Here is a 20,678-nt window from a genome sequence, read left to right as displayed (position 1 = left end):
ATCGTTTTGCGGTAATTTTTGCCCCATACATGCCCCACCAAGCGCACCTACCTTTGCGTGTCTCAAATCTGTCCCATCAGATAGTCGGCCGGTATGGCTCATAAACCGCCAGCACTTCGGCCGTCACCTTTCCGAGCACCACTACCCCATCCAGTCCCTGACCGTCGATCGTCTCGCCGTCCTGAGTGATGATGCCCGAGGGGAACAGTTTCCCAATCTGCGGGTAATCCTCAAACTGGAATGCAACCTTGTCGCCAGGCTTAGGAGGGATAGAACGGTCTACCAGCACAAACCCTTCCGGTGTTTCAATGCGCATCATATTGGCCGGATTAGGCATCAGAATGTCATTCAGGCTCAGGAGGTGCTCAACATGGTCCTGCGCAGGAGATGGAAATCCCATAGCTACCTCACATATCCCATGTTCATCAGTGCGTAAGTGCGGTTTTCACCGCCATCAGTTACCAGTTCTCTGAACATGTTCTGTTCGCGACGTATCCACTGATTGCACTGTTGCAGCGTCCATATGTGATTTACCGCCTCAAGGTTTCGCTGAAATGTACCGGTAGTAACTACCTGCCGGCCCCTGCCGTCTCTGCTTATCGCCTGTAAAAAGGCACCTTTGATTTCGTAGTCGCGTGGCATGATAAATCCTCCATTGATAAATACTGTATGGATAAACAGTAATATCGATCGGTGGTTTTGATCAAGACGGAGCGGCTAACAGATTTGTAAAGGTGCGGTTGTGAATGGGTTTTTATTTGAGCAGCAGGCGGGGGAGTGACTAATCTCAAATGACCTACACCGCAATCTGCTCAGACAGGTTCGGCTTAGTCATTGCCCGGTCGCCGGGCCTTTTTTAATGGATTCTTATGAATCTTCGAATCTTAATGCCGCCTTTACTTGATCGATGCCCCTTGAAGTGACAAACTTTGCCCGCCCGCAGAAGACGAGGCAGGAAACTAAATGTAGTATTTATTGACGGAAGATGATATGCGTGGGACCAGTTTATGACAAGAAGAAAAATTGATATTTTATTTATTATATTTGCCTTAATTTCCTTCCTGGTTTTTGTGTCTGGATACCATTCTTTTAACTCCTCAAAAAAATACGAATTGCCGCACATAGCTGGTAACTTTGACGGCTGGGGAGTGACATCGTGTGAATTTGGAGATGGATTCGTAAACGTATCCGGCTGGTCCGCACCTAAAGATGCGTATAAGCTGAAAACCGAACTTTACTTAAAGGATGATAAAGGCGGGGGTTACTACAAGATCAAAACCCTAATGTATCAGAGAGGTCATGAAACAGATGAGATGAAAGCCAACCGGTATTTCGACAACTCTGGCTTTGTTTCGGCCCTGCGTCTTCCTTTCATACAGGAGTCAGCATCCAAAAAAATAACTATTCTGTCAATGGGAAGAGATGGGCAATGGTATAGAGGTGAATATGACTGCTCAAAATAAAATAAATTATGTAATAGCTTTTTTTGTTGCCATTGCTCTTGCTGGGATTTCTGCTTCGTTAAACTTACAGAACTTCGCAGACGACCTGGTTTTCTCGCATGCTCTTGACAACACGTCGCTCTATGATTTCATGGTTGGAAGCTATGCAGGCTGGAGCGGAAGGTTTACCCTAAACGCGTTGATGGTCGGAACGATCAATTATCACGCTGTTTGGAAGGTTGGAATTCCATTAAGCATTATCTTGCTCTGTTCCTCTGCTTCGCGAATCATCACAGGTAAATTCGATTTAAAAGTTACTGCACTTTCAGTTTTTATTTACCTGCTTTTGCCAAAAGAGATACTGGCCAATGGTTCATGGTGGATAACCGGGTTTTACAATTACCTCCTGCCTGCTGCTGCCATGCTCTATTCACTTTCAGTTTTCATGAAGCGCGGAGCTGTTGGCTGGACTGAAGGAGCTCTGTCGCTGCTTTGCCTGACAATATCGTGCTTTAGCGAACAGACATCCATTGTAACTGCGGTCTCTGCTCTGCTCCTTATTTTCTTTTGCCGTGATTTCCGCAGGCCTTTTTCTTACGCCTATATCCTTGTGACCGCAGTCCTGTCATGGTTGATGTTTTCAGCACCAGGAAACTTTCATCGGCTTCAGGAAGAAACATGGAGATGGATGCCGGGGTATGAATCTGAAAGTCTTGTTAATAAACTGATTTACGGATACGACAGGATCCACCAAGCAATGGTAATGCCTGATAGTATCGTCTTCTGCCTCCTGTGCATACTATGCATAATTCTTATCATCAAAGATAAAAACAGAACAAAGGTCGGGTCAGTTTTTGCGCTGGTAATGATGGCTCACGTCGCGTTAATGCTACTAATCAGGCTGGGCCTGCTCCATCCGAGCGAGTCATTTTATAATCCTGAATATCTGAACCCACAGAGATGGATCTCGATCAGCAGATATTGCTCTTATTTATTCACAGGTTTTGTGATTCTGGGAACGTGTTACGCTCTCGCTGTTGCAGCGCTTAAAGACCGAGATTTCGTTAAACCTTTGGTCATGATTATTCTTGGATTTGCCACCATATTAATGGTTGGTTTCTCACCTACTGTATATGCCTCGGGAATGCGTGTTTTATATCTGTGGGCTGTTATGATTATGTGCTCATCATGCTTTATATTTTATAAAATATACGGGCATGAAAAAGAAATACTAAGAAATGTCGTCGCATGCATTATTGCTGCGTACATTATTTCAATTTGAAGCAGGAGATCTATTGTGAATAAAAGCAAAAGCAGGAAGTTATTTCCAATTGCAATGTGCATTGGCCTGTTAATTATTGTTATTATTGCCTTTGTCATGCCGGTAATGCCTTACTGATAAAAAAGGCTGCACGTAACAATGCAGCCTAATTACATTACTGCTTTTCTTGATCTAACCCATTGCTAGCACTCATTTCATTTGATGGTGATGACTCGGCCTGCATCATGACCTGCGCGTCAATACTAGCAATAAGTCTGGCAACCTGGCTGTATGGCATGTTGCCAAGAGCGGCCCCGACAACTCTTAACTCATCTTTGGTTAATTCTAATTTATAAGTCATATCACACCGCGTAGTAAGGAATTTTATAAAGTGTGTTAGCAAGACGTATCTGAAAATACCCCTGCTGAGCCCCGGCTCCTGCTGATACTTGTGGGTTATTTATCTTAACAACTCCTGTTCCTTTTGGCGTCAAAGCGACGTCAATATTTGTATCAGTTCCGGTAGCCTGAATAGCAGCGGCGAACCCTGCGTTAGCGGGGATAACCTCAAGGCCATTTACATAGGTATCGGATACATCAACACGAAACATCGTGCGCGTTACTCTGTTTCTGAATAGCATTCCTGAGTCAGTGAACGCTAGTTGCTGCGTTGCTGCCGGATTACTTACACCTGATGTCAGGGATGCGCCAAGATCCCCCGCGCCAAACATCCAACGCATAGCCTGGTTTTTTGCCATCTCAATAGCAACCCCAGCGCCGGTTATCCCGTCCGTTCCGGCAAGCGAGGTTGAATGGAAGACAATCCCCTTATCAAAAGGAGCTCCATTATTGATAATTGCCAGAGCTGCTGAAGCTTTGGTTGAGGAAAATTCCGCCCCAGAAGCAATCCACCCGCCTACAGTTAATCCATCCTGGAACATGTCATAGGGTTGAATACCCACAGCTGAACCAAAGTTAACAATATCAAGCTCAAAACCGTGGGTCCGACCGGCCCCAGCGAACCGCTGAGCCTCCAGGTATGCACCATAAGCAGTCTGAGGGAAGGCGGTATTATCGTTAATGCCGTAACCAGAAAGACCAATACAGCCTAACGAACCTGCTGATGCGAAATCAGAGCTTCGTGACGCACCCAAAACCGCTCCCTGACCAATGGTAGACAGAACTGCAAACTGCGCATTGTTAGTCGTGGCCGGGCGGATAAGCTCCATCCAGTCCTTAGTAGAAGAACTTGGCGTGCTTGATATTTTTCCATCGTTATCCGCGGCTGCTCCGATGAAAAGCCTGTCGTTTTGGCGATGAATTTTAGCCTCGGGGTGAACATCAATCCAAAAATTGCCCGTCTTCGGCTGCTCAACCAGGATATCTGCAAATCCATCGATTAATTGCGATCTTAATGCTGAATCACCCACTGTAAGCCACTTTCCAGCGCCCTCACCACCCGAGCTAGCTGGCGTTGAATTTTCTGGCACTACTTTAGGTCCTGATGCAAACGACCCCGTCCATTTGTAGTATTCGCCATCTGCTGGATTGAACAATATTTCATTTGGATTGGATATAGTTGCGCCCGTAGTGAACGACTTACCATTTAAAATGACATAACCAAAAGCTTTCATCGCCTGCTGCGACAAATAGTTTAACCCCTCAATGGTATAATGCTCATTCCCCAATCGATCTGTATAAGTTCTATTGGAAGATGAAACGAACTCGTCAACTTTTCCTGCGTTGAATTTAAGATCGCGAGGCGACTCGCTTGGAACTTGGTTTTGTGTCGGTTGAGTGGCCATATTTTTTCCATAAAAAACCCGGCACGGCGCCGGGTCTGGTTGGTCGGTGACGGTTCTTATTGATAGATAGCGTCGCTGTATTCCGCGACTGTCAGAGATACCGTGTTATCAGTGTTAGGTTTGATACTGCTGACCGTCCATAGTTGACTGTCCATCTCTTCCACTGTCGCTATGAGATAGCGCGATGGAAGCTGCACTGAGTCTCCGTTCCATATATTGAGCTGAATGTTAGGCATTGCGGCGGTGAAGCCATATTCGGTATCAGCGCGGGGCGTTGCCGGGTAACGCAGTGTCGGTTTACCCAGACTATCGGTGACCAGCACATACATATCCCCGGAAAAGGTAATCTGCTCGCTGGTATCAAAGTCATTCCCGGCGCGGCCGGTGATATATCCCTGTTGTTCGTTGCTGTCATAGATGTCAGGCATCTGAATAACGCTACCTACCTGGATGATGCCGTCCTCAAATACTTTGGCGTTCATTCTGGTTCGTGAATACATCAGCCGCTTTGCTTCACGTAATGCACGCTCGCGTGCCTGGTACTCGTTGCGGAGCCCGACGATCTCCATCTTATTTGGGTTCTCTGCTTCCTGCTCTGTAATGGCGCCGTTGATGATGCGATAGTTAATGTACGTCTTGTTGTTCGTTGATGGATGCACATAGGACACCTGAACTCCGTCATAACCTCCCGGAAGCGTGGCTTCATACGTTATTTTGTATTCATCCGTTTTCATGTTGGCCCGGTTAAATACGGCGGCGGGATTGGCAACCTTTTGATCACGCGTAAACGTCAGCACGTTGTCATCCATGAATGCGATAACGCTTGCGGCATTGCATATAGCCTGCACTCGGTCGCCCAGCGAATCGTTCTCATCGTCAAACGTGTAATCGAAGTAGCCAAGGCGAGCATCAGGCAGTGCTTCTGCGATCGCATACAGGCCGTAGAGGTCGATGCTACTGACTGGTTGCTCACCAATAACCAGCCACTCATGCGCGACTGCATCGGCAAAGGAACGGGACGCTCGCAGCGTATAATCTACTGCGCGCGCGTCGAGGTTGTAGCTAATAGTTTTGCGGGTGGCTAACAGATTATATTTTCGCTCGCGACTTCCTAGTGCGTTCTCCGTTGCCCTGACCCTGACGCGCACAAGCGTATCAGTTGGGTGCGTCACGTTCTGGCGTATATTGATACTGTGAATCTCTTCTACTTTCAGAAGAGAAGCGTCGCCAGAGTTATCGGTACGCTGGAAACTGATTGCATATTTCCCAAAGCCTCCAGCAGGCGTCAGCTTGTCTGTTCGGTAAAAAACCTCGCTGGTTGACTGGTGTGGCGTTGTCTGGCGATAAGTAAAAGTCTGCTGAGTCCCGGGAACTTGCGTGTAGTCATCATTGATCTTCCAGATGATGACTTTCCAGTTGGTCTCTTTCTTCCCGCCTAAGCTCGACTGCGTATGTAACCACAGTTGATCGGACGCGACAGGCGAGAAGAATGGCCCCACAACCAGCGCTTCGTTGTCATTCAGTACGAACTTGGTGGTATTAATAGTGGCATTAGCCGGGATGTCCTGCGGCCCCTCCAGTTGGCTGAAGGTGAAGGTGTACCAGCGTACCGGATTTGTCACCGCGCCGTCGTTCGTTTCCACAGCTGATACCAGCGAGCCAGAAAACGTTGCGTCCGTTGTCACGTTGCCGGATGCCGTGCTGTACGTTACGTTAATTGTGAACGTAACCGCGTGTGGCAGGACCAAATTTTTGAAATATTCGAACTCTGCCTGCTTCACTATCTTTATGGCTATCTGGCCGCCGGAATAACTTCCGCTGACCATCGTATTGGCGGTGGAAGACTGGATTGGGAAGTCACTTGCCTCGTTCTGTCCTGGCACTTCTTGACCGTCTACATCGTCGAAACCATAGCCTTCTACGATTTGCGGAATTACTTCTCCGGGCTGATAAACCTGATATTCCGCACCGGCTAACGACCCGATACTGGACTCGGAGTAACGCACTGAGTCGTAGTCATAACTTCCAATGCCAATACACATCCATTCCGTGACATACTTCAGCCCGCCGCTCTTCACATTCTGTGTAACGTACTCAAATACCGATTCCTGAATCAGATCGGGGAATGAGCGTACCTGACCGTAAATGTCCGGCTTAGCCTTATAAACTCGAGCGGTATTTGTCTGTCCGGTCAGGGAATTATTCGGAGAGTCCACTGAGTTCCCGCCGGAGTTAGCAATGGCCGGCTTTGGCATCAGGAAAGAAAATACCTGCCCAACCACCTTGAATATTGGGCTAAGGATGTCACCTACGACACCTTTTGGCTGATCGAATATCTGAATGTGGTCCAGCTCTGACAGCTCGAAATTCAGCTCATCATCCTCTTCCAGTTTCACGCCATTACGCACAATAAGCACGTCACGGTGCAGCGCGGTGTCATTATCTTTCAGCCAGGCATAAAAAAAGGTGCCGTTAGGCACCCTGTAACGCTCTTTAGGCGTTCCGGGAAATCTCTGCAGTTCAATCAGTGCCATATCGAAAGTATTCCACTTTGGTGAATGCGCGCTGGATCAGCATCAAAGAGTCCTGCCTGACACTTCCGTTTTCGCCACGAGAATGCAGCGCCTGACGCCGCAGAATAAGCCCAACATGTGCCGGCCGCGTGCCGGTATAGCCAACAAATATCCCGCCCTCTACAGGATGCGGCACCTGCTGCCAGAAAACCACGTCACCCTGATAGCAGGTGAAGAAGTCTGCACCCGATTCGTAGTCTGGTGTCTGATGCAGCTCTATACCCAGCACCTGCCGGTAATAAAGCACCACCAGTCCCCAGCAGTCGACGGAATCAGTCGTACATGACCGGTTTGCCCAAGGAACGCCGATCATGCGCGCAATAAAATCATAGGTACTGCAGTCCAGTGTATTCCCGTGGGTCATAGAGGCGGCCAACGTTATTGTTGAGTGGGTTGGTGACAGATAAGGTGACGGAGGCATTTTCAGCATCTATGTCCACAGTTTTGACGTAGAGCTGCCATGATTTAATCGGTGCTGACACGTCGCCACTGTCAAATATCTGCCGGGTGGCGGTTATCGCTGTTAAACGCGATGCACCCTTCCATTGCTTCATCATTGATTTGACGTCTGAGGATATCCGCCCAAGCTTGACGGTAGCGTCGATTACCGGCGCCCCACTCTGCTGGCTTTCCTCAATTTCAAATCTCGCCGGTTGGTAAACCAAGCCTCCGAGCGTTTTGTTGTAAAACTGCTTATCGACGAGACGCACATAACCGAATGATGGATGGTAAAACGTCAGCGTGTCATACAGGCCGCGTGTCGGTCGCTGTTGCTTGTATTCTCGAAAGGAAGGCATCAGGGAACCCTCGGCAAGGACTCTGGATCGCGGTTATCTGGGTATCCAGTTACAACAATATCCAGCCAAGAATCCCATGGCGGCGGCAACTCAACAATGATGTCATCGAAGTCGTCATCTGGGTTATTCAGGCGGTTAGCTATTACCGTCCCCGTCCACGTCACAACACCCCCGTCTATGCTGGTCTGCACAGGCATCTGTGTGAAGTGCAGTTCCTGTATCTGAATACCGCTGCCGCCAATGTCGATTTTCATGCGGAACCAGTTTACGCCCCGGTTTAGGTAGTTAGGGCTTCTCAGCCATTGCTGAAAAGCCCTTTCTTGCGCCAGTGTGAATATCCATGTTAGCGACCAGGTAACCTTCAGATCATCGGTAAGGTTTTGAAAGATAGCAGGCCCAACCGCAGGCTGATCCGAAAGGAATCCAGTATCCAGCGTCATATTCTTGCTGGCTTTCTGCGCCAGCGGCAGCCAGTCGGGATAGTCAATAATCGGCATTAACTTTGCCCCCTTGGCGTGCGTTTAACATTAAAGTTGCTGGTGATGCTGCTACTGATAGGCCCGCCGTTATTCAAATCTGCAACAATCACGTCGACAGTTAGTCCACCATTGCCGTCATTACCAGCCTGTGCATCGACAGATGCCGAGGTGTAGTTCTGAATGTTGATTACCACTCCGCCTCCGCCAGCACCCTGCATATCCTTATTGCTGATTACCGAACCGTTATCGCCGGGGATCATGTATTGCTTGCCACTGCTGGCCTGATATATTTCAGGCAAACCACCTTCGCCCACCTGATACATCGACCCAGCCGAAACAGGACCGCCGTTCTTACGTGCTCCGGCAACAGACAGTGCTTGCGCCATTCCAACGGTTGCGCCTATTCCTATTTGAGCTGGCACGGCGTTTGCTCCTGATGTTGCGAGCGAGGTCATAGCCGCAGCTGGCGCCATGGCAGCAGCTATAACTGCCCCTTGTGCCGCCGCAACTCCCGCCGCAGCGGTCATCCCCACCTGCCCCATAATTACCGACTGAAGCCATGCAACACCCATCTGTACAAATGAGTTGATTACGCTGTTAAGCACGGTCGAACCAAGCGAGCGCATTGCGTCCTGAACAGACATGCTTCCGGTCAGGATGCCGGTCAGGGCATTAGAAGCATTACCTGCAAAACTATCAAAGGCAGCGGCTGCAACTTCATTGCCAGCACTCTGTTGCCGCCATATTTCCCACTGAGCTTCGATTCGCTGCTGCTCATATTGGGTGTTAGCGGCATTTCTCAGTGCCAGACCCTGCTGCTCGGTGAGGGTTTTATTAGCCTCGAATTGCTGGATCAGCGCCAGTTTCTGCGCGTTTTCATTAGCCAGTTGCTGGACTGGGTCAACCATACCCGCGGCGGATTGCTGCGGGGATACTGCCTGGTCAGCACGTATTTTTGCGAGGTTAGACTGATGCTCTTGCTCCAATCTCTCTGAGGTGGCGTTGTACTGCTCCTGGCTAATCTTTTTCGCAGACAATGCTGTGTTTAGATCTTCAACATCCTGCTTGTAGCTGGCGTTTTCTTTGGCCTCTGGCAGTAGCTTTTCAGCCGCAGCCTGAGCCCTGATCGCGTTTCCGGCATCCCACTTGGCAGCTGCATACTGTCCAGCAAGCGCGATATCTTCCTTGGTGGCAGCGATACCCAGCGATTGCTGTGCGTTAAGGATGGCTTGCTCGCGGCTTAACTGGCTTGTTGACCCTGCTGCCAGCTCTGACTGCCCTTTGAGGTTCTCAAGCTTCTGCGTGATTGCCTCTGCCCGACTTGCAGTAGTCTTGCCTTCCCTGTTGTTCTCTTTCTGAGCCTCAGTATTGCGGTAAGTTGCTGCGTACTGATCCTCAATAGCTTTAACTCTTTTCTGATCAGTTACCCCTGCATCCTCGGCGTCGTATTGCGCCTGAAGACGGGCGCGCGCCTCACCTTCAAGCTTTGACAGAGCAAGCCTTCTCTCAGAGTTCTTGACCAGCTTTTGGGTGGCTGCATCGTCGCCTTTAGTGCCAGAAGGCTTAAATCCGCTGTTATTTTTTGCATCCTGCGCTGCCTTGGCTCGAATGCTGGCTATTTCCTGCTCGGTCTTTTTGAGCTCGAATGCTGCCTGGCCTCGACGCTGCTGGAATACGGTGTCAGTCTCGTACCAGCGCTGGCCCTCTTGGACCTCTTTATTTAGATCTTGCTGGAGCTTAATCAACTTCGGCATCCTTGCCGCATCGCCAGCATTGTTGTTATAGAAATTCAGGTTATCAGCAACGTTCTGCATCAGACCGGCAAGCGTAGACGTCAGGCCAATAGCCTGGTTCAGATCGCTGATCGCATTTCTGAATGCCACATCTAGGCTGTTTTTTGCCCTCTCGATGCTGACCGGCATCTTATCGAATTCTTCATTCACCGCCTGAGAACGACCCTGAATAGCATTAAGCGCGTCAGTTGCACTTAATTTCCCCTCAAGCATTCTTTTACGTAGTTCGCCGATAGAAATTCCGAGCCCGGAAGCGATCTGGCGAGCAAGCTCTGGCATCTGCTCCAGTATTGAGTTGAATTCTTCAGCTCGAATCGTTCCGCCTGCAATAGACTGACCAAACTGGCGAAGTGCGTTAGACATTTCTTCAGCCGAAGAACCGCCAATTGTTCCAATTTTTTGAAGGGTGGATGTGAGTGCCAGAATCTGAGAGTTTGTCGCGCCTGTTTCCTTAAGAGCAGATGTCATGGATTCCCATAACCGCTCGGTGTCAGCAAGGCTACTGCCAGTTTGCGATGCAATAACAGAAAGGGACTTCATTGTCTCTCTGGCGGCATCAATACTTGGACTTAGCCTCGCTACGCGCGCCTGAAGCGTGCTCATCTCATCGCCAATTGCGATCAGACGCTTTGCTGTTTCCAGAGTGAAAGCAGCGCCGATAGCAATGCCAACCTTGTTCAGCGCCCCCTCAAACCGGCCGGCAGACTGAGATGATTTGTTGAAACTTCCATCCATCTGGTCAAGGCGCTGGTTAACTTTTTGCTGAGCGGCAATCAGATCAGCGACATCCATCTCTACCTGGTAAACAATGGTGCCTAGTTGCTTATCACCTGCCATTCGCTTCTCTCCGGGCATAAAAAAACCCGCTTAAAGCGGGTTCTTGCATTTTTGGCTTAGCGCTTTTCGCGCTACTGCTGGTTCTTTTGATTTGTCATATAGCTGAGGCGTTCCAACTCTCACCCCGCCGTTTACCTCTTCAGCCTCTGATATAAAGTTGAGGGAAACTTTTTGCCCCCCTGACCTGGCTGTAATTACACCGCACACGTTCCCCGAACGTGAGTATTCAGAATATTCTGCGCTAGGAAAGAACTTAGCATTTTCAAAAGACTCAACTGTTACTTCGGAAGGAAACCACACAGCTTCAGCTTCTTTTTTGACTGACGTAACTATCTCATCGTCTGTTACAGCAAGCGCTGAAAATGGAAGCAACATTGCCAACATTGTGATTAAAATTTTCATAATTTACGCCTTTAGTTATTTGGAAATCATCCTACCAGGAGGCGGTTTTTTTTCAATAAAGACGAGTAAATTTTGCGCAGTGTTTCGGTATTAAGCAGCTTTCGCTCTCCGCCTTTCCTGTTTGGCTAAGAACTCGTCTCGCGTGGCGTCATATTCTTCACGAGTAAAGCCTTTCTGGTCAGGGTATTTCGCTGCAAGCATCATCTGGAACTCTGTCATGCTTAACTGCTCAGCCTCATTCCTGCTCATCCCGAAGTGGTTTCTTGCGGCGTTAATGTAATCGAAGGAATTAAACTCTGTCGTTGCCTTGCCGCTTTCATGGCGCTGTAACTGCCGAACCTTTGCCTTACCGATGATGCCATGTGTTATCAAGGACTGAGCGATTAGCAGCATCTCAAAATCACCCATCAAGCCCATGCGGCGCTTAAATGGCCTGCCTTTCGCTCTGGCCGGACGGAACTCACCAATAAGAGCAGACAAATCATCCTCACAGCACGCCTGCATCACAGTCATGGCAGCCATAAGCGCTCGCTTTCCGTAATTGCAGCTGCGGATGTGCTCGATTAGCCAGGCTGGAACATGTCCATATGCGGCAGTTGCACGCTCTATCAGAGGTGTCAGCTCATCGTGGTGCAGATCGGCGAAGGTCTGAACAATCTCCTGCGGTTCACCGATTCGGCTCATTGCAGCGAACGAAGGACGGAAGAAATATTCATCCTCTCCAGCTGTAATCATGCACTCGCCAATCTCTTTGTAAGGTGTCATGGGTTAATCCGGTAACAGACATTTTCGGGGCCACCAGGTGGAAGCCCCTGAAATGGATATTATGCGGTGATGGTCGCAGCAGTGGAGCCAGTAAACGCACCATCAGTCGATGTGAAGGTGATGCTTGCAGTGCCGACTGCGACACCCGTCACCAGCCCGGTAGAACTTACCGTTGCTTTTGTCGCGTCTGAAGTTGTCCAGGTTCCTGACTTGTCTGTTGCATCAGCCGGTAATACGGTCGCTGTAAGCTGGCGGGTCGCACTAACTGCAATAGAGGTTGTCGCTGGTGTAACAGTGACACCCGTAGCAGGCACTCTGTCATCGGTATCGACTACCTGGATGGTATCGGCTGCCGCCACCTTGAACTCCGTGGAGAAGGTGATGATGTCGTTAGTGCCGCCATCAGAACTCAATGCGTTGATCAGCATGTACCCCTGGAAGGTGATCGGCCCGAACTCCATGCGAACCCAAAGAGTAGGCTGGCGCGCCGCCTGAATTTCAGTGTTGAAATACTTAATCAGGCGACCAACACCATACTGGTCGAGCTTATCGTTACGGCGAACCTCACCCTCAAACGAGATAGTGAAGTCAGCGTTTGTAACAATGTTCTCTACGTAGCCTTTGGTGTCATCGGCATCTGACGTCACGCTGTTCGGCGAGAAGTCGAAGCCTTTACTGGTGCCTGCAGCCAAAGCCTTCCACTCTGACTCCTGCGGCACTGTATCGGCGCAACCATCAGCTACTTCGAGCACAATGGCGCGGCCAAACAACTTTGTGTTGTCCGTTGGGCAATTTGCTGCCATGGGTAATTCCTCTTTTGATTAACTTTCGCCGTAAGAACAGGCAAATTGCAGGCGCCAGACCATACGCCCCTCTGCCGTGGGGATTGGTGATGGTATGCCACCCATATTGGTGATTTGGCCGACGCAGGGGTCGCTGATAGGGTTTTGCTGCACGTAGTCGATGATGGCCTGCACGTCAGACTCTGACTTTGCGTAATCTCCTGCAGATTTGCCGGTGATCAGGTCAACAAGCACGTAATGATCGGAGCCGATATCTCTGTCTACCGGAGTGCCACCGTTAGGCCGGAACACGATGAACCGCTGCTTCAGGTCACCTGTATCAGTCCAGATGAGTGACTGAACCGTGTATCCGGATGTCAGGCCCGTATCGATAAGCAGATTTTTAACACGCTGATGCATCGGAGGATTCACAAGCTCATCTCCTTTTTAATGGTGCGGTCGATGAGGTCGCGGGTATCCTCGAAGCCTTTGGTCAAAAACTCCTTCTGGCTGTCGCCCTTCGGAATGTCTGCAGCACATTCGGGTCGTGAACATAAACCGCATAGTTTGCTGAGTAGCCAACCCGCCCGGTTAACCTCGTACCTTTGATGTCGAGCTCTCGATACTGGCTGTTGATGAGCGTGGACGTGTCGATAGGCGTATACAGCGCTGCCTGTGATGAACCGATGATTAATGCGCTCTGAATGGCCCTGACAGCCTTCCTGCCCTGAATGTCACCAATCAGGCGATTAAGGTTCTGCTGAGCCTGTCGGATACCGCGGACTTTTACTCCCATATCAGCCCCCGGTCAGAATTGCATAATCATCAACCAGCCGCTCAAAGGTGTCAGCATAGCGAATAGCCTGCATAACCTCATCAGCGCCCGCTGCTATCGGGTCTGGATTGCTCGACGCGCCAATCAGTATGTAATCACCGGTATCTGCCAGTGCGTACTCCGTCCATATGGTGTTCTTAACTACCTTCTCGCCGCCAATCGCCCCTAGCCGCTTGCTCAGTCCACCCTGATAGTCGCAGGCAATCACCATCGGCTCAGACCAGCCTAGAGAATCTCCGTACTCATCCAGCCCTAAATGCTTCCAGATGGTCGCCTGAGCTGTGTATGACCAACTGTCTAGGCTGCTCAATGCTCACCTCCAAATTGATTGTGACGTCACCATGTGACTTTTCTGCCCTATAATCCACGCGGGGCATGAGGTGGTCACAGCAGTGTTCGCCTGCGATGTAGGGTTTGCCTGATTCGACAAAGCCGCCGGTTCTGGTCATATCATGCCCTCCAACTAACAACGGTGGGCTTTACAGCAGCGATGCGAGGGCAGTTAATACGCCACTCGCCAGCCTGGTTAACGTAACCGGTAGCCTGAACGCCGGTGTCGGTTTTCACCCACACCCGGCTGAATGCCTTGGGTAGCCTTTCTGCTACAGGAATCCACATCAGCAGCCTCCCACAACGTCAAAGAAACCAACGCTGCTGCCTACATCAATCGGCAATGATGACGTACAGCCAGACGTATCCAGTGCGGCAAGAGTGTTGCGCATAGTCTTCACATCACCGCTGTAATCGAATGACCGGGACGCCCCTGAAGGCGCTGACTGTGATTTGATACGCTGGCTGTATGCGGTGATAGCCATCAACGTCACGGCGTACACCTGAATCAGCATCAGATCGCATTCGTCGTAGCCAGCCGCCTCCAGGCACATGCTGATACTGCCTAGCTTGCACAGATAGGCATCAATCATGAAGTCCGGGACGGAGTAACCCAGCGCAGATAACTGCTGTTTAACCTGCGCTGCCGTTATCTGCACTGCCATGGTTACTTATCCTTTTTGGTTGCGGCCGCCAGCGCTGCTTCGGCATTGTCAGCACGCTTGGTTTCTGCTTCCAGAGCGGCTGCGTGCTCTTTCTCTTTCGACTCCGCTGCATCCTGCAGAGATTTAATCTGCGCGTTCGCATCATCGAGTTTTGCCTGCAGTGCCGACGCGTCACCAGATGACGGCGTTGCCACCTCAAAGGAGGTCAGCTTAGCGCCCTTCTTCTTGTCGGTTTCTTTCGCCTTTCCGGTATCGACCCAACGCTTTGCAGTCGCATCGTCAACTTCGACAATCTCACCAACCTCCAGCTTACGGAGGTTGGCACCGGCATGCAGGCTACCTGACGTGATTTCTACCAGTGCCATAATTGCTCCTTAGCTTGAGGCGTGGATAACAGAGTATTTGCTGTTGATGTCCTGCTTGACCATCAGTCCCATAGCACCCCATGTACGCCAGATGTAATCGCTGTTGTAGTGCGGACGCGGCTCTGCAACGGTGCCAACAGCCTGACCAACGATTGGTGCGATAACCTGCGCGGTCAGCGGAACGATGACAATTTCGTTACCGGTTAGCTGGCTGTCTTCTTTAATCGCGGAGATGCCGGTGAGTTTCAGCAATTCAGCCAGGATGGTGCCGCTCTGGTAGTTATCAGAGAAGAAGCGTTCAAGGTTAGAGATGATGTCCCCTGACACGTACCAGGTCTGATCTGCATACTGGTTGTTGATGCGGCGCATCTGGTCACGCAGCGCGATAGCGCCGTTGCGGATGTCAGCAGATGAAACAGAGGCAGAACTGAAATCAATATTCAGGCCGGTTGAGCCCAAATCGATCTGCATCACGCGCTCATCATCACGCAGTCCTTTCCAGGTCAGGCCGTCGAACACAGCCCAGTTACCGACTTTGTCTTTGAAGCCGTTGAAGATGTAGTTCACATACTGACGTCGCACATCATCAACAGATCCGCGCTGCGCATCAGCCTGAGACTGCCAATGCTGAAGGGCTGTTGAAAATCGGATCACGCCATTCGAACTTGAAGCCCGAATCATGGATCGGAACCATCGTGCCGTCGAAGGTGTATGACTTGGCATCCAGTGCCGCGCCAATCTGGCCGGACATTGAAGTATGCGCCCAGCCACGACCACCGGTACGCGCATAGTCATAACGAGACTGCTCCAGACGCACTGAGCGTGACAATGGCATCAGGTCATTCAGCAGGGTGAACTCGGTGTTCGGCTCAAACTGCTGCGTAACAGTGGTGTCGTATGCGCGGTAAAGGCGGCGGATATCATCCACAGCATTAACTGCATCCAGTGAGCCATGCTCACCAAAGCGTGTGCGGGCAAGGAAGTCAGCCATTGATTGCGCGGAAGCATCACGCTCACGCTGCAGGTTATTGAACTGCCACTGGTTGACTTCTAGGTTGCCGGTTCGCTCGCCAATAGAACGGGAAAATACAAACATTCAGGTGCTCCTTACTTGAACACAACGCGAATCAGATCACCCGCCACCGCAGTGACAGCAACATCTTCTTCGACATAAGCAAAAACAGCAGCGCCATCTGCTACTGCGGTAATCTGACCGTTAGCTACGGCAACAGGCTGACCTTTGGTGTAAGTGCCAGCAGCGGCGCGCACGTTCAGGAACATGCCAGACAAGGGATGAATACCTACCACCAACTCGTTAGCTGCAATGTTGTCATCCACGCTCAGGCAACGCAGGTAGTCTTTGTTCGCTACATACAGGATTGCTGACTCAGCACCATCAACCGATGCGGTGAACTTGTCAGTTGCGCTGAAAAAGCCGATGGTTCCGGGTGCAGTCACGGCCGCAGCGCCGCCTTCACGGTTTAGCAGCGGGTTTGGATACACACCGCCAGCGTGAATTACGTGTTTTCCGTCTTTAGCCATTTCTTACTCCGGCATTTCGCTGAAAGATTGGTTTGAGTTAGCCTGGCGGAAAGAACCATTCAGGCCGGTAGAGGTCTGGCACTGCGCATACAGGCCATCAAGCGCCGCACCTTCCAGTGCGTTAACTGCTGCTTCTTCAAGACCGAATTTCGCTTTAACAGCAGCGCGCTTCTCGCCTTTTTCTTTGTCAGAATTGGCATTGAACTGAGTGTTCAGCGCAGAAACCTGATCGGTAAGCAGTTTTGCCCAGGCTGGCATTTCTTCAGAGTTGGTGGCGGTTTCTTTGGCTTTCTTGTCGTCAGCCTCTTTCTTCTCGCGAGCGGCCTTCTCTTCAGGCGTTTCGTTTTTGGTTCCCGCCTTCTCGGCAGTCATCTGGTTATACGCATCGAGCAATTCTGCTTCGGTTTTGCCTTCAGTCGGCTTACCAGCGGCTTGCAGCGCATTGATAATCATTTCTTTCATCGGATTACTTTCTCCGTTGGTTTTAATTTCGTACTCAGTAGGTTTGCGCACGACTTCTTGTGGTTCGCCGACGAATTCAGCGGCGCCGTCATCGCCGATCAGGTACTTCTGCTGGAACATCTTTTCGCCTTCGCGATAGATGAACTTTTCCGGCCATACCGTTTCCGGCCAGGCGTAGTAATCGCTTCCCTTGCCGTCGCGCAGCTTTGTGCAAATGGCTCGCTGAATGTCGTCAAAGGAGAAATTGGAGGCGTTGGTGAAGAAGAACTTCGTTTTGTTGATCAGACCTTCCTGCGTGCAGTTGGATGCTGAGGTCAGGTCTACTGTTTCGGTTTCTACCTCTTCAGTCGAGTTGTCCGCGTTCACGAAGATGCCGACGCCATCGTCAGGAGTGGCCGCGCCTGGCTCATCAAGCAGAATCGCCACATGGTCAAAGCGCATATTGCGCGCCACCCATGAATAGCTTTTTCCTTTTGACTTACCCTTGTTCTGCTCGCGACTCAACAAGAGGCCGGTAGAGACATGGATTGGTTCAGCTGCTGAGTTAACCTGCATCTCTTCAATGCGGGTAAGTACACGCTTGCCGTTTTCAGTGGCAGAGGCGTATCGCTTGTTGATCTTCATATCCATGACGACACGGTCGCCATCTTTGCGGACGTTTTCAGCCCAGGCACCTACATGGAACTTGTTCACCGCGCGTGGGTTACTGGCGCTGACATACTCATTCCCGATCTTCGGGTGCTGTAATGGCATTGGGTTGCCCTCAATGCTCATATAGCTTTTGTTAATCTCCGTCGCCGGGTAAAGGCCGCCATTCATGACAACGTCATCCACGACAGGCACAACGCCACGAATGACGATATGCTCGTCACCGTCGATGGTTTCAGTTGATATATTGGCTGCGTTAATGGCGAGGGATTTAACGTGGATGCTGGATAGCTTCACGCTCCGTCCTCATTGAATTGCTTTATGTATCGCTCGCGCAATGGTTTTGACTTGGCGAACATTTCCGCGCCCGACCACCGACATATGTTTCATGTCATTAATCTGGCTTAACGTAACCTTCAAGCGATCGACCTCCACAACAGTGCGGGAGCGGTTGCCAATTTTTGCTGACTGGATATTCGCATTGCTCATAACAGCCTCATCGTTGAATTGCGGGCAATAAAAAAGGCCGCTATGTGCGACCTCTCTTCTGTTCGAAGCCTGACCATTGCTGGCGCTCTTTGGTTAGCTTATCTACCAACCCCGGATTAACTACCTTTCCATCCTCATCCAGAATCACTGGGATGTTTGCGCAATAGCAGTGATAGCGGTTACCGTTGACTGCATAGAACGCCTCCACCTCTTCTGTGGTGTAAGTTTTTCCATGCCTTGCTGCGTGCCATGATCGCGTTGTCGGCTTAAGCGCAGACAGCCACAAAACGGCAGTGTTAAGCCCCAGCCTTTCTCTTGACCAGTCCACTTCCTGCAATTGGGCCTTTCGCAGTGCGCCTACCTGCTCGGTCTGCGCCATGTTCTTGGCCCGCGCCATTGAAACATCGAGGCGCTGACTGATTATGCGTCCGGTTTCTCGCGGATTAATTCCCCGGCCAATCGCATCAGAAATCACGTTAGCCAGGTCACCGCGAGCACGGTCTGATTCAAGTAGCCAGTCGCTATACGTCGATACGTACGCGGCCGCTACCTGATTCTGGTATGCAGCCGAACTGAGTAGCTGCTGCAATGTCGTCTGCTGCTCGTAGATGGGCGACTGCACCGATAGATTGGTGAAGGCTTGATGAGTACCGCGCTCATATTCTGCCGCAACGTACTGAAGCGCCCACAGGCTGTTGCTGCCTCCTTCAAGCAGATAGTCATCAAGGATTAGCTGAACACGCTGCAGCAGGTCAGCCAGTTGAGGTGCCGACATGTCGTAGATGTAAGTGCCGGCATTCACCTGATAAATCACGTTGCCATGCACCGCATAGCTCTGCGTGTTGCTCGCCCTCTCCTGCCCGGTCAGGCGCTCATCGAATAGCTTCTTCAGCGCCACCTTAATCTGGTAGTAGCGATTCTCGATGTCGCGGAACATCCGGTTAACGGGTCGGGCGGATTGGGTCGGGTCAGCTTTGTTGCGGGGTATTACCGGAGTCCGGATTAGTTTCAGGGTTGTCACTTAACGGGTCTCCAGGTGGTACTTCCGGTGGTAGCTTATCCTCTGGCATTGGCTCAAGCTCACCCACGGCGCGAATCTCGTTCTCGCTGACGGCTGGAGTGCCAAAGGCCGCCTGAGTATCTTTCGCCACGGTAGCCATTGCCTGCATATTGGCGATCTTCTCTTTCTCACTTGGAGCGAGTAAGTCAGACCACGCCAGCGTGACTTCGCCTGACTTAGGAGTCTCAATAACACCAAGAGTCCAGAGACGCTCCAGAATCGTCTGCACAACAGAACTCATGAACCCCCAGCGGCGCCCATTGCAGCGCTTAGCCCAGTCTGCTTTGTCCTGATCTGATGCCAGGCGGCCGGTTTGCTGACCAAACAGAATGGTGAACGGGCATTGAATTGATGCTGCGAACTCGTTGGCTGTCACTTCCCATGTTGGCTTAGGGTCTGCCGGGGCAACGGAGAGCACAGAAGGTGTACCTGCCTGCATCACCAGCGCCGCATCTGTCCCCCGATTCATCTTGGCGACCTTGTCGTTAAGTGCCTCGCCCAGGTCTTTGAAGCCAGCATCGGTGGCCGCCCTTTTAAGCGAGTCCATGTCGGTTTCTTTATCGAAAGCGATACCTAGTTGACGGCTGGCATTCTTCAGGAACCCCTCTGCGCTACCGCCTGACACCTTTTCAAGGTCGAGCAGTTTGTTGTAACCGGCGCGGAGATAAGGAACACCAGAAAGCATGTTCTCGTCTTCTGAACCCTCACAGAGGATTATGACGCGGTCTGGATGTACCGTTACGCCGCGCACCGTTCCGTATGTGCCGTCATCACCAACAGGTTGCTCGTTGAAGTTGTACGATACCGGCTGGCCGTAGGTTTCCGATAATGTGTCTGTATCGAAATTTCCGGGCTTAACCTGAGACTCCCATGCAGGGATCAGCTTCACGATTGCCTTATCAGCAAGCCGACCAACAACAACGCGATCAACTGGCTGGCTCCATTCCCTGCCATCTCTGAACTGAATCAGGATCGCCGAGTACCGCCCGATGAGGTTGCGTCGGTCTGCATCCTTAATCTTCGGCCAGTGCTTTTTCAGCAGCTTCGTTACCGTCTTTTCCCACTCTGTGGTTTCGGTGGACTCTCTGTTTTCATCGCCGTCAATGATGGTCGGATTATCTACCCAGCAGGAGTCGAGCAGCTTGTGTACGGCGGCATAGCCTACGGCGTTACGCTCATAGGCGCGGTAGTAACGGTCAAATTCGAGACTGTCCGGGTAACCGAACTCATCCCAAAGCTTCGTGCGCTTGGTGTTACCGGGCTTTCCGGCATACATCATGCGCTGGCGCCCTATCTCATGAGCGAGGGCGTTCACAAGGAATTGTTCCCCGTTGCTTAGTTCACTC

General features: G+C 50.8%; 22 protein-coding genes and 2 pseudogenes. 2 read left to right on the top strand and 22 right to left on the bottom strand.

The annotated features are described in order from the left end of the window. Positions 1 to 76: 76 nt before the first annotated feature. Positions 77 to 400: a LexA family protein gene (locus HA41_RS00775; RefSeq protein ID WP_094119146.1), complete on the bottom strand. Its 324-nt coding sequence runs from the start codon at positions 398 to 400 to the stop codon at positions 77 to 79. A gap of 607 nt (positions 401 to 1,007) precedes the next feature. Here HA41_RS00775 and HA41_RS00765 point away from each other — a divergent pair. After that, positions 1,008 to 1,463, top strand: coding sequence for a hypothetical protein (locus tag HA41_RS00765; RefSeq protein WP_094119144.1), 456 nt, complete (start codon positions 1,008 to 1,010; stop codon positions 1,461 to 1,463). Further along, positions 1,447 to 2,724 (top strand): hypothetical protein, encoded by a 1,278-nt coding sequence (locus tag HA41_RS00760; protein ID WP_094119143.1) that lies wholly within the window; start codon positions 1,447 to 1,449, stop codon positions 2,722 to 2,724. Before HA41_RS00765 ends, HA41_RS00760 begins: the two co-directional genes overlap by 17 nt. 154 nt (positions 2,725 to 2,878) lie before the next feature. Here HA41_RS00760 and HA41_RS00755 read toward each other — a convergent pair whose 3' ends face one another. From HA41_RS00755 to HA41_RS00650, 21 genes and pseudogenes are all read right to left on the bottom strand, one after another. Then, positions 2,879 to 3,064: a hypothetical protein gene (locus tag HA41_RS00755; protein WP_094119142.1), complete on the bottom strand. Its 186-nt coding sequence runs from the start codon at positions 3,062 to 3,064 to the stop codon at positions 2,879 to 2,881. Position 3,065: 1 nt separating this feature from the next. Further along, complete coding sequence (locus HA41_RS20935) at positions 3,066 to 4,508, bottom strand: tail fiber/spike domain-containing protein (protein ID WP_158086609.1); 1,443 nt, start codon at positions 4,506 to 4,508, stop codon at positions 3,066 to 3,068. 56 nt (positions 4,509 to 4,564) lie between these two features. Beyond that, positions 4,565 to 7,042: a host specificity factor TipJ family phage tail protein gene (locus tag HA41_RS00745; protein ID WP_094119141.1), complete on the bottom strand. Its 2,478-nt coding sequence runs from the start codon at positions 7,040 to 7,042 to the stop codon at positions 4,565 to 4,567. Next, positions 7,029 to 7,394: an NlpC/P60 family protein gene (locus HA41_RS00740; protein ID WP_094119140.1), complete on the bottom strand. Its 366-nt coding sequence runs from the start codon at positions 7,392 to 7,394 to the stop codon at positions 7,029 to 7,031. Before HA41_RS00740 ends, HA41_RS00745 begins: the two co-directional genes overlap by 14 nt. Positions 7,395 to 7,407: 13 nt before the next feature. Then, positions 7,408 to 7,878 (bottom strand): hypothetical protein, encoded by a 471-nt coding sequence (locus HA41_RS00735; RefSeq protein ID WP_094119139.1) that lies wholly within the window; start codon positions 7,876 to 7,878, stop codon positions 7,408 to 7,410. After that, on the bottom strand, positions 7,878 to 8,375 hold the full coding sequence (locus tag HA41_RS00730) for a hypothetical protein (protein WP_094119138.1): 498 nt from the start codon (positions 8,373 to 8,375) through the stop codon (positions 7,878 to 7,880). Before HA41_RS00730 ends, HA41_RS00735 begins: the two co-directional genes overlap by 1 nt. Beyond that, the gene (locus tag HA41_RS00725) at positions 8,375 to 10,987 is read right to left on the bottom strand and encodes a tape measure protein (RefSeq protein WP_094119137.1); all 2,613 of its coding nucleotides are present in this window, start codon (positions 10,985 to 10,987) and stop codon (positions 8,375 to 8,377) included. The genes HA41_RS00730 and HA41_RS00725 overlap by 1 nt, the downstream gene beginning before the upstream one ends. Positions 10,988 to 11,017: 30 nt before the next feature. Continuing rightward, on the bottom strand, positions 11,018 to 11,389 hold the full coding sequence (locus HA41_RS00720) for a hypothetical protein (protein ID WP_094119136.1): 372 nt from the start codon (positions 11,387 to 11,389) through the stop codon (positions 11,018 to 11,020). A 90-nt stretch (positions 11,390 to 11,479) separates the two neighbouring features. Then, the gene (locus HA41_RS00715; RefSeq protein ID WP_094119135.1) at positions 11,480 to 12,154 is read right to left on the bottom strand and encodes a DUF6246 family protein; all 675 of its coding nucleotides are present in this window, start codon (positions 12,152 to 12,154) and stop codon (positions 11,480 to 11,482) included. A gap of 59 nt (positions 12,155 to 12,213) precedes the next feature. Beyond that, positions 12,214 to 12,957, bottom strand: coding sequence for an Ig-like domain-containing protein (locus HA41_RS00710; RefSeq protein WP_094119134.1), 744 nt, complete (start codon positions 12,955 to 12,957; stop codon positions 12,214 to 12,216). Between the two features lie 18 nt (positions 12,958 to 12,975). Beyond that, on the bottom strand, positions 12,976 to 13,368 hold the full coding sequence (locus tag HA41_RS00705; RefSeq protein ID WP_094119133.1) for a phage tail termination protein: 393 nt from the start codon (positions 13,366 to 13,368) through the stop codon (positions 12,976 to 12,978). Next, positions 13,365 to 13,732, bottom strand: a pseudogene (locus HA41_RS00700) (HK97 gp10 family phage protein). The gene HA41_RS00705 and the pseudogene HA41_RS00700 overlap by 4 nt, the downstream one beginning before the upstream one ends. A 1-nt stretch (position 13,733) precedes the next feature. Continuing rightward, positions 13,734 to 14,081: an uL10 family ribosomal protein gene (locus HA41_RS00695; RefSeq protein ID WP_094119132.1), complete on the bottom strand. Its 348-nt coding sequence runs from the start codon at positions 14,079 to 14,081 to the stop codon at positions 13,734 to 13,736. 307 nt (positions 14,082 to 14,388) lie between these two features. Then, positions 14,389 to 14,766, bottom strand: a complete 378-nt coding sequence (locus HA41_RS00685; RefSeq protein WP_094119130.1) for a DUF7370 family protein — start codon at positions 14,764 to 14,766, stop codon at positions 14,389 to 14,391. 2 nt (positions 14,767 to 14,768) lie between these two features. Further along, positions 14,769 to 15,131 (bottom strand): hypothetical protein, encoded by a 363-nt coding sequence (locus tag HA41_RS00680; protein ID WP_094119129.1) that lies wholly within the window; start codon positions 15,129 to 15,131, stop codon positions 14,769 to 14,771. 9 nt (positions 15,132 to 15,140) lie between these two features. After that, positions 15,141 to 16,227 (bottom strand): annotated as a pseudogene (locus tag HA41_RS00675) (major capsid protein). Positions 16,228 to 16,238: 11 nt separating this feature from the next. Then, positions 16,239 to 16,673, bottom strand: coding sequence for a hypothetical protein (locus HA41_RS00670; protein WP_094119128.1), 435 nt, complete (start codon positions 16,671 to 16,673; stop codon positions 16,239 to 16,241). A 3-nt stretch (positions 16,674 to 16,676) separates the two neighbouring features. After that, entirely contained in the window at positions 16,677 to 18,080 is a 1,404-nt protein-coding gene (locus tag HA41_RS00665; protein ID WP_094119127.1) for a DUF2213 domain-containing protein, read from the bottom strand. A 9-nt stretch (positions 18,081 to 18,089) separates the two neighbouring features. Then, a complete protein-coding gene (locus HA41_RS00660) occupies positions 18,090 to 18,272 on the bottom strand; it encodes a hypothetical protein (protein ID WP_094119126.1) in 183 nt (60 codons plus the stop codon). 40 nt (positions 18,273 to 18,312) lie between these two features. Next, entirely contained in the window at positions 18,313 to 19,209 is an 897-nt protein-coding gene (locus HA41_RS00655; protein ID WP_094119125.1) for a phage minor head protein, read from the bottom strand. Between the two features lie 31 nt (positions 19,210 to 19,240). Next, complete coding sequence (locus HA41_RS00650) at positions 19,241 to 20,611, bottom strand: DUF1073 domain-containing protein (RefSeq protein WP_143807218.1); 1,371 nt, start codon at positions 20,609 to 20,611, stop codon at positions 19,241 to 19,243. Between the last annotated feature and the right edge of the window lie 67 nt (positions 20,612 to 20,678).

Source organism: Pantoea conspicua (genome assembly GCF_002095315.1).
Taxonomy (GTDB): Bacteria; Pseudomonadota; Gammaproteobacteria; order Enterobacterales; family Enterobacteriaceae; genus Pantoea; species Pantoea conspicua.
The sequence above is the reverse complement of the archived record's forward strand: the minus strand, read 5'-3'. Positions and strand labels throughout refer to the sequence as shown.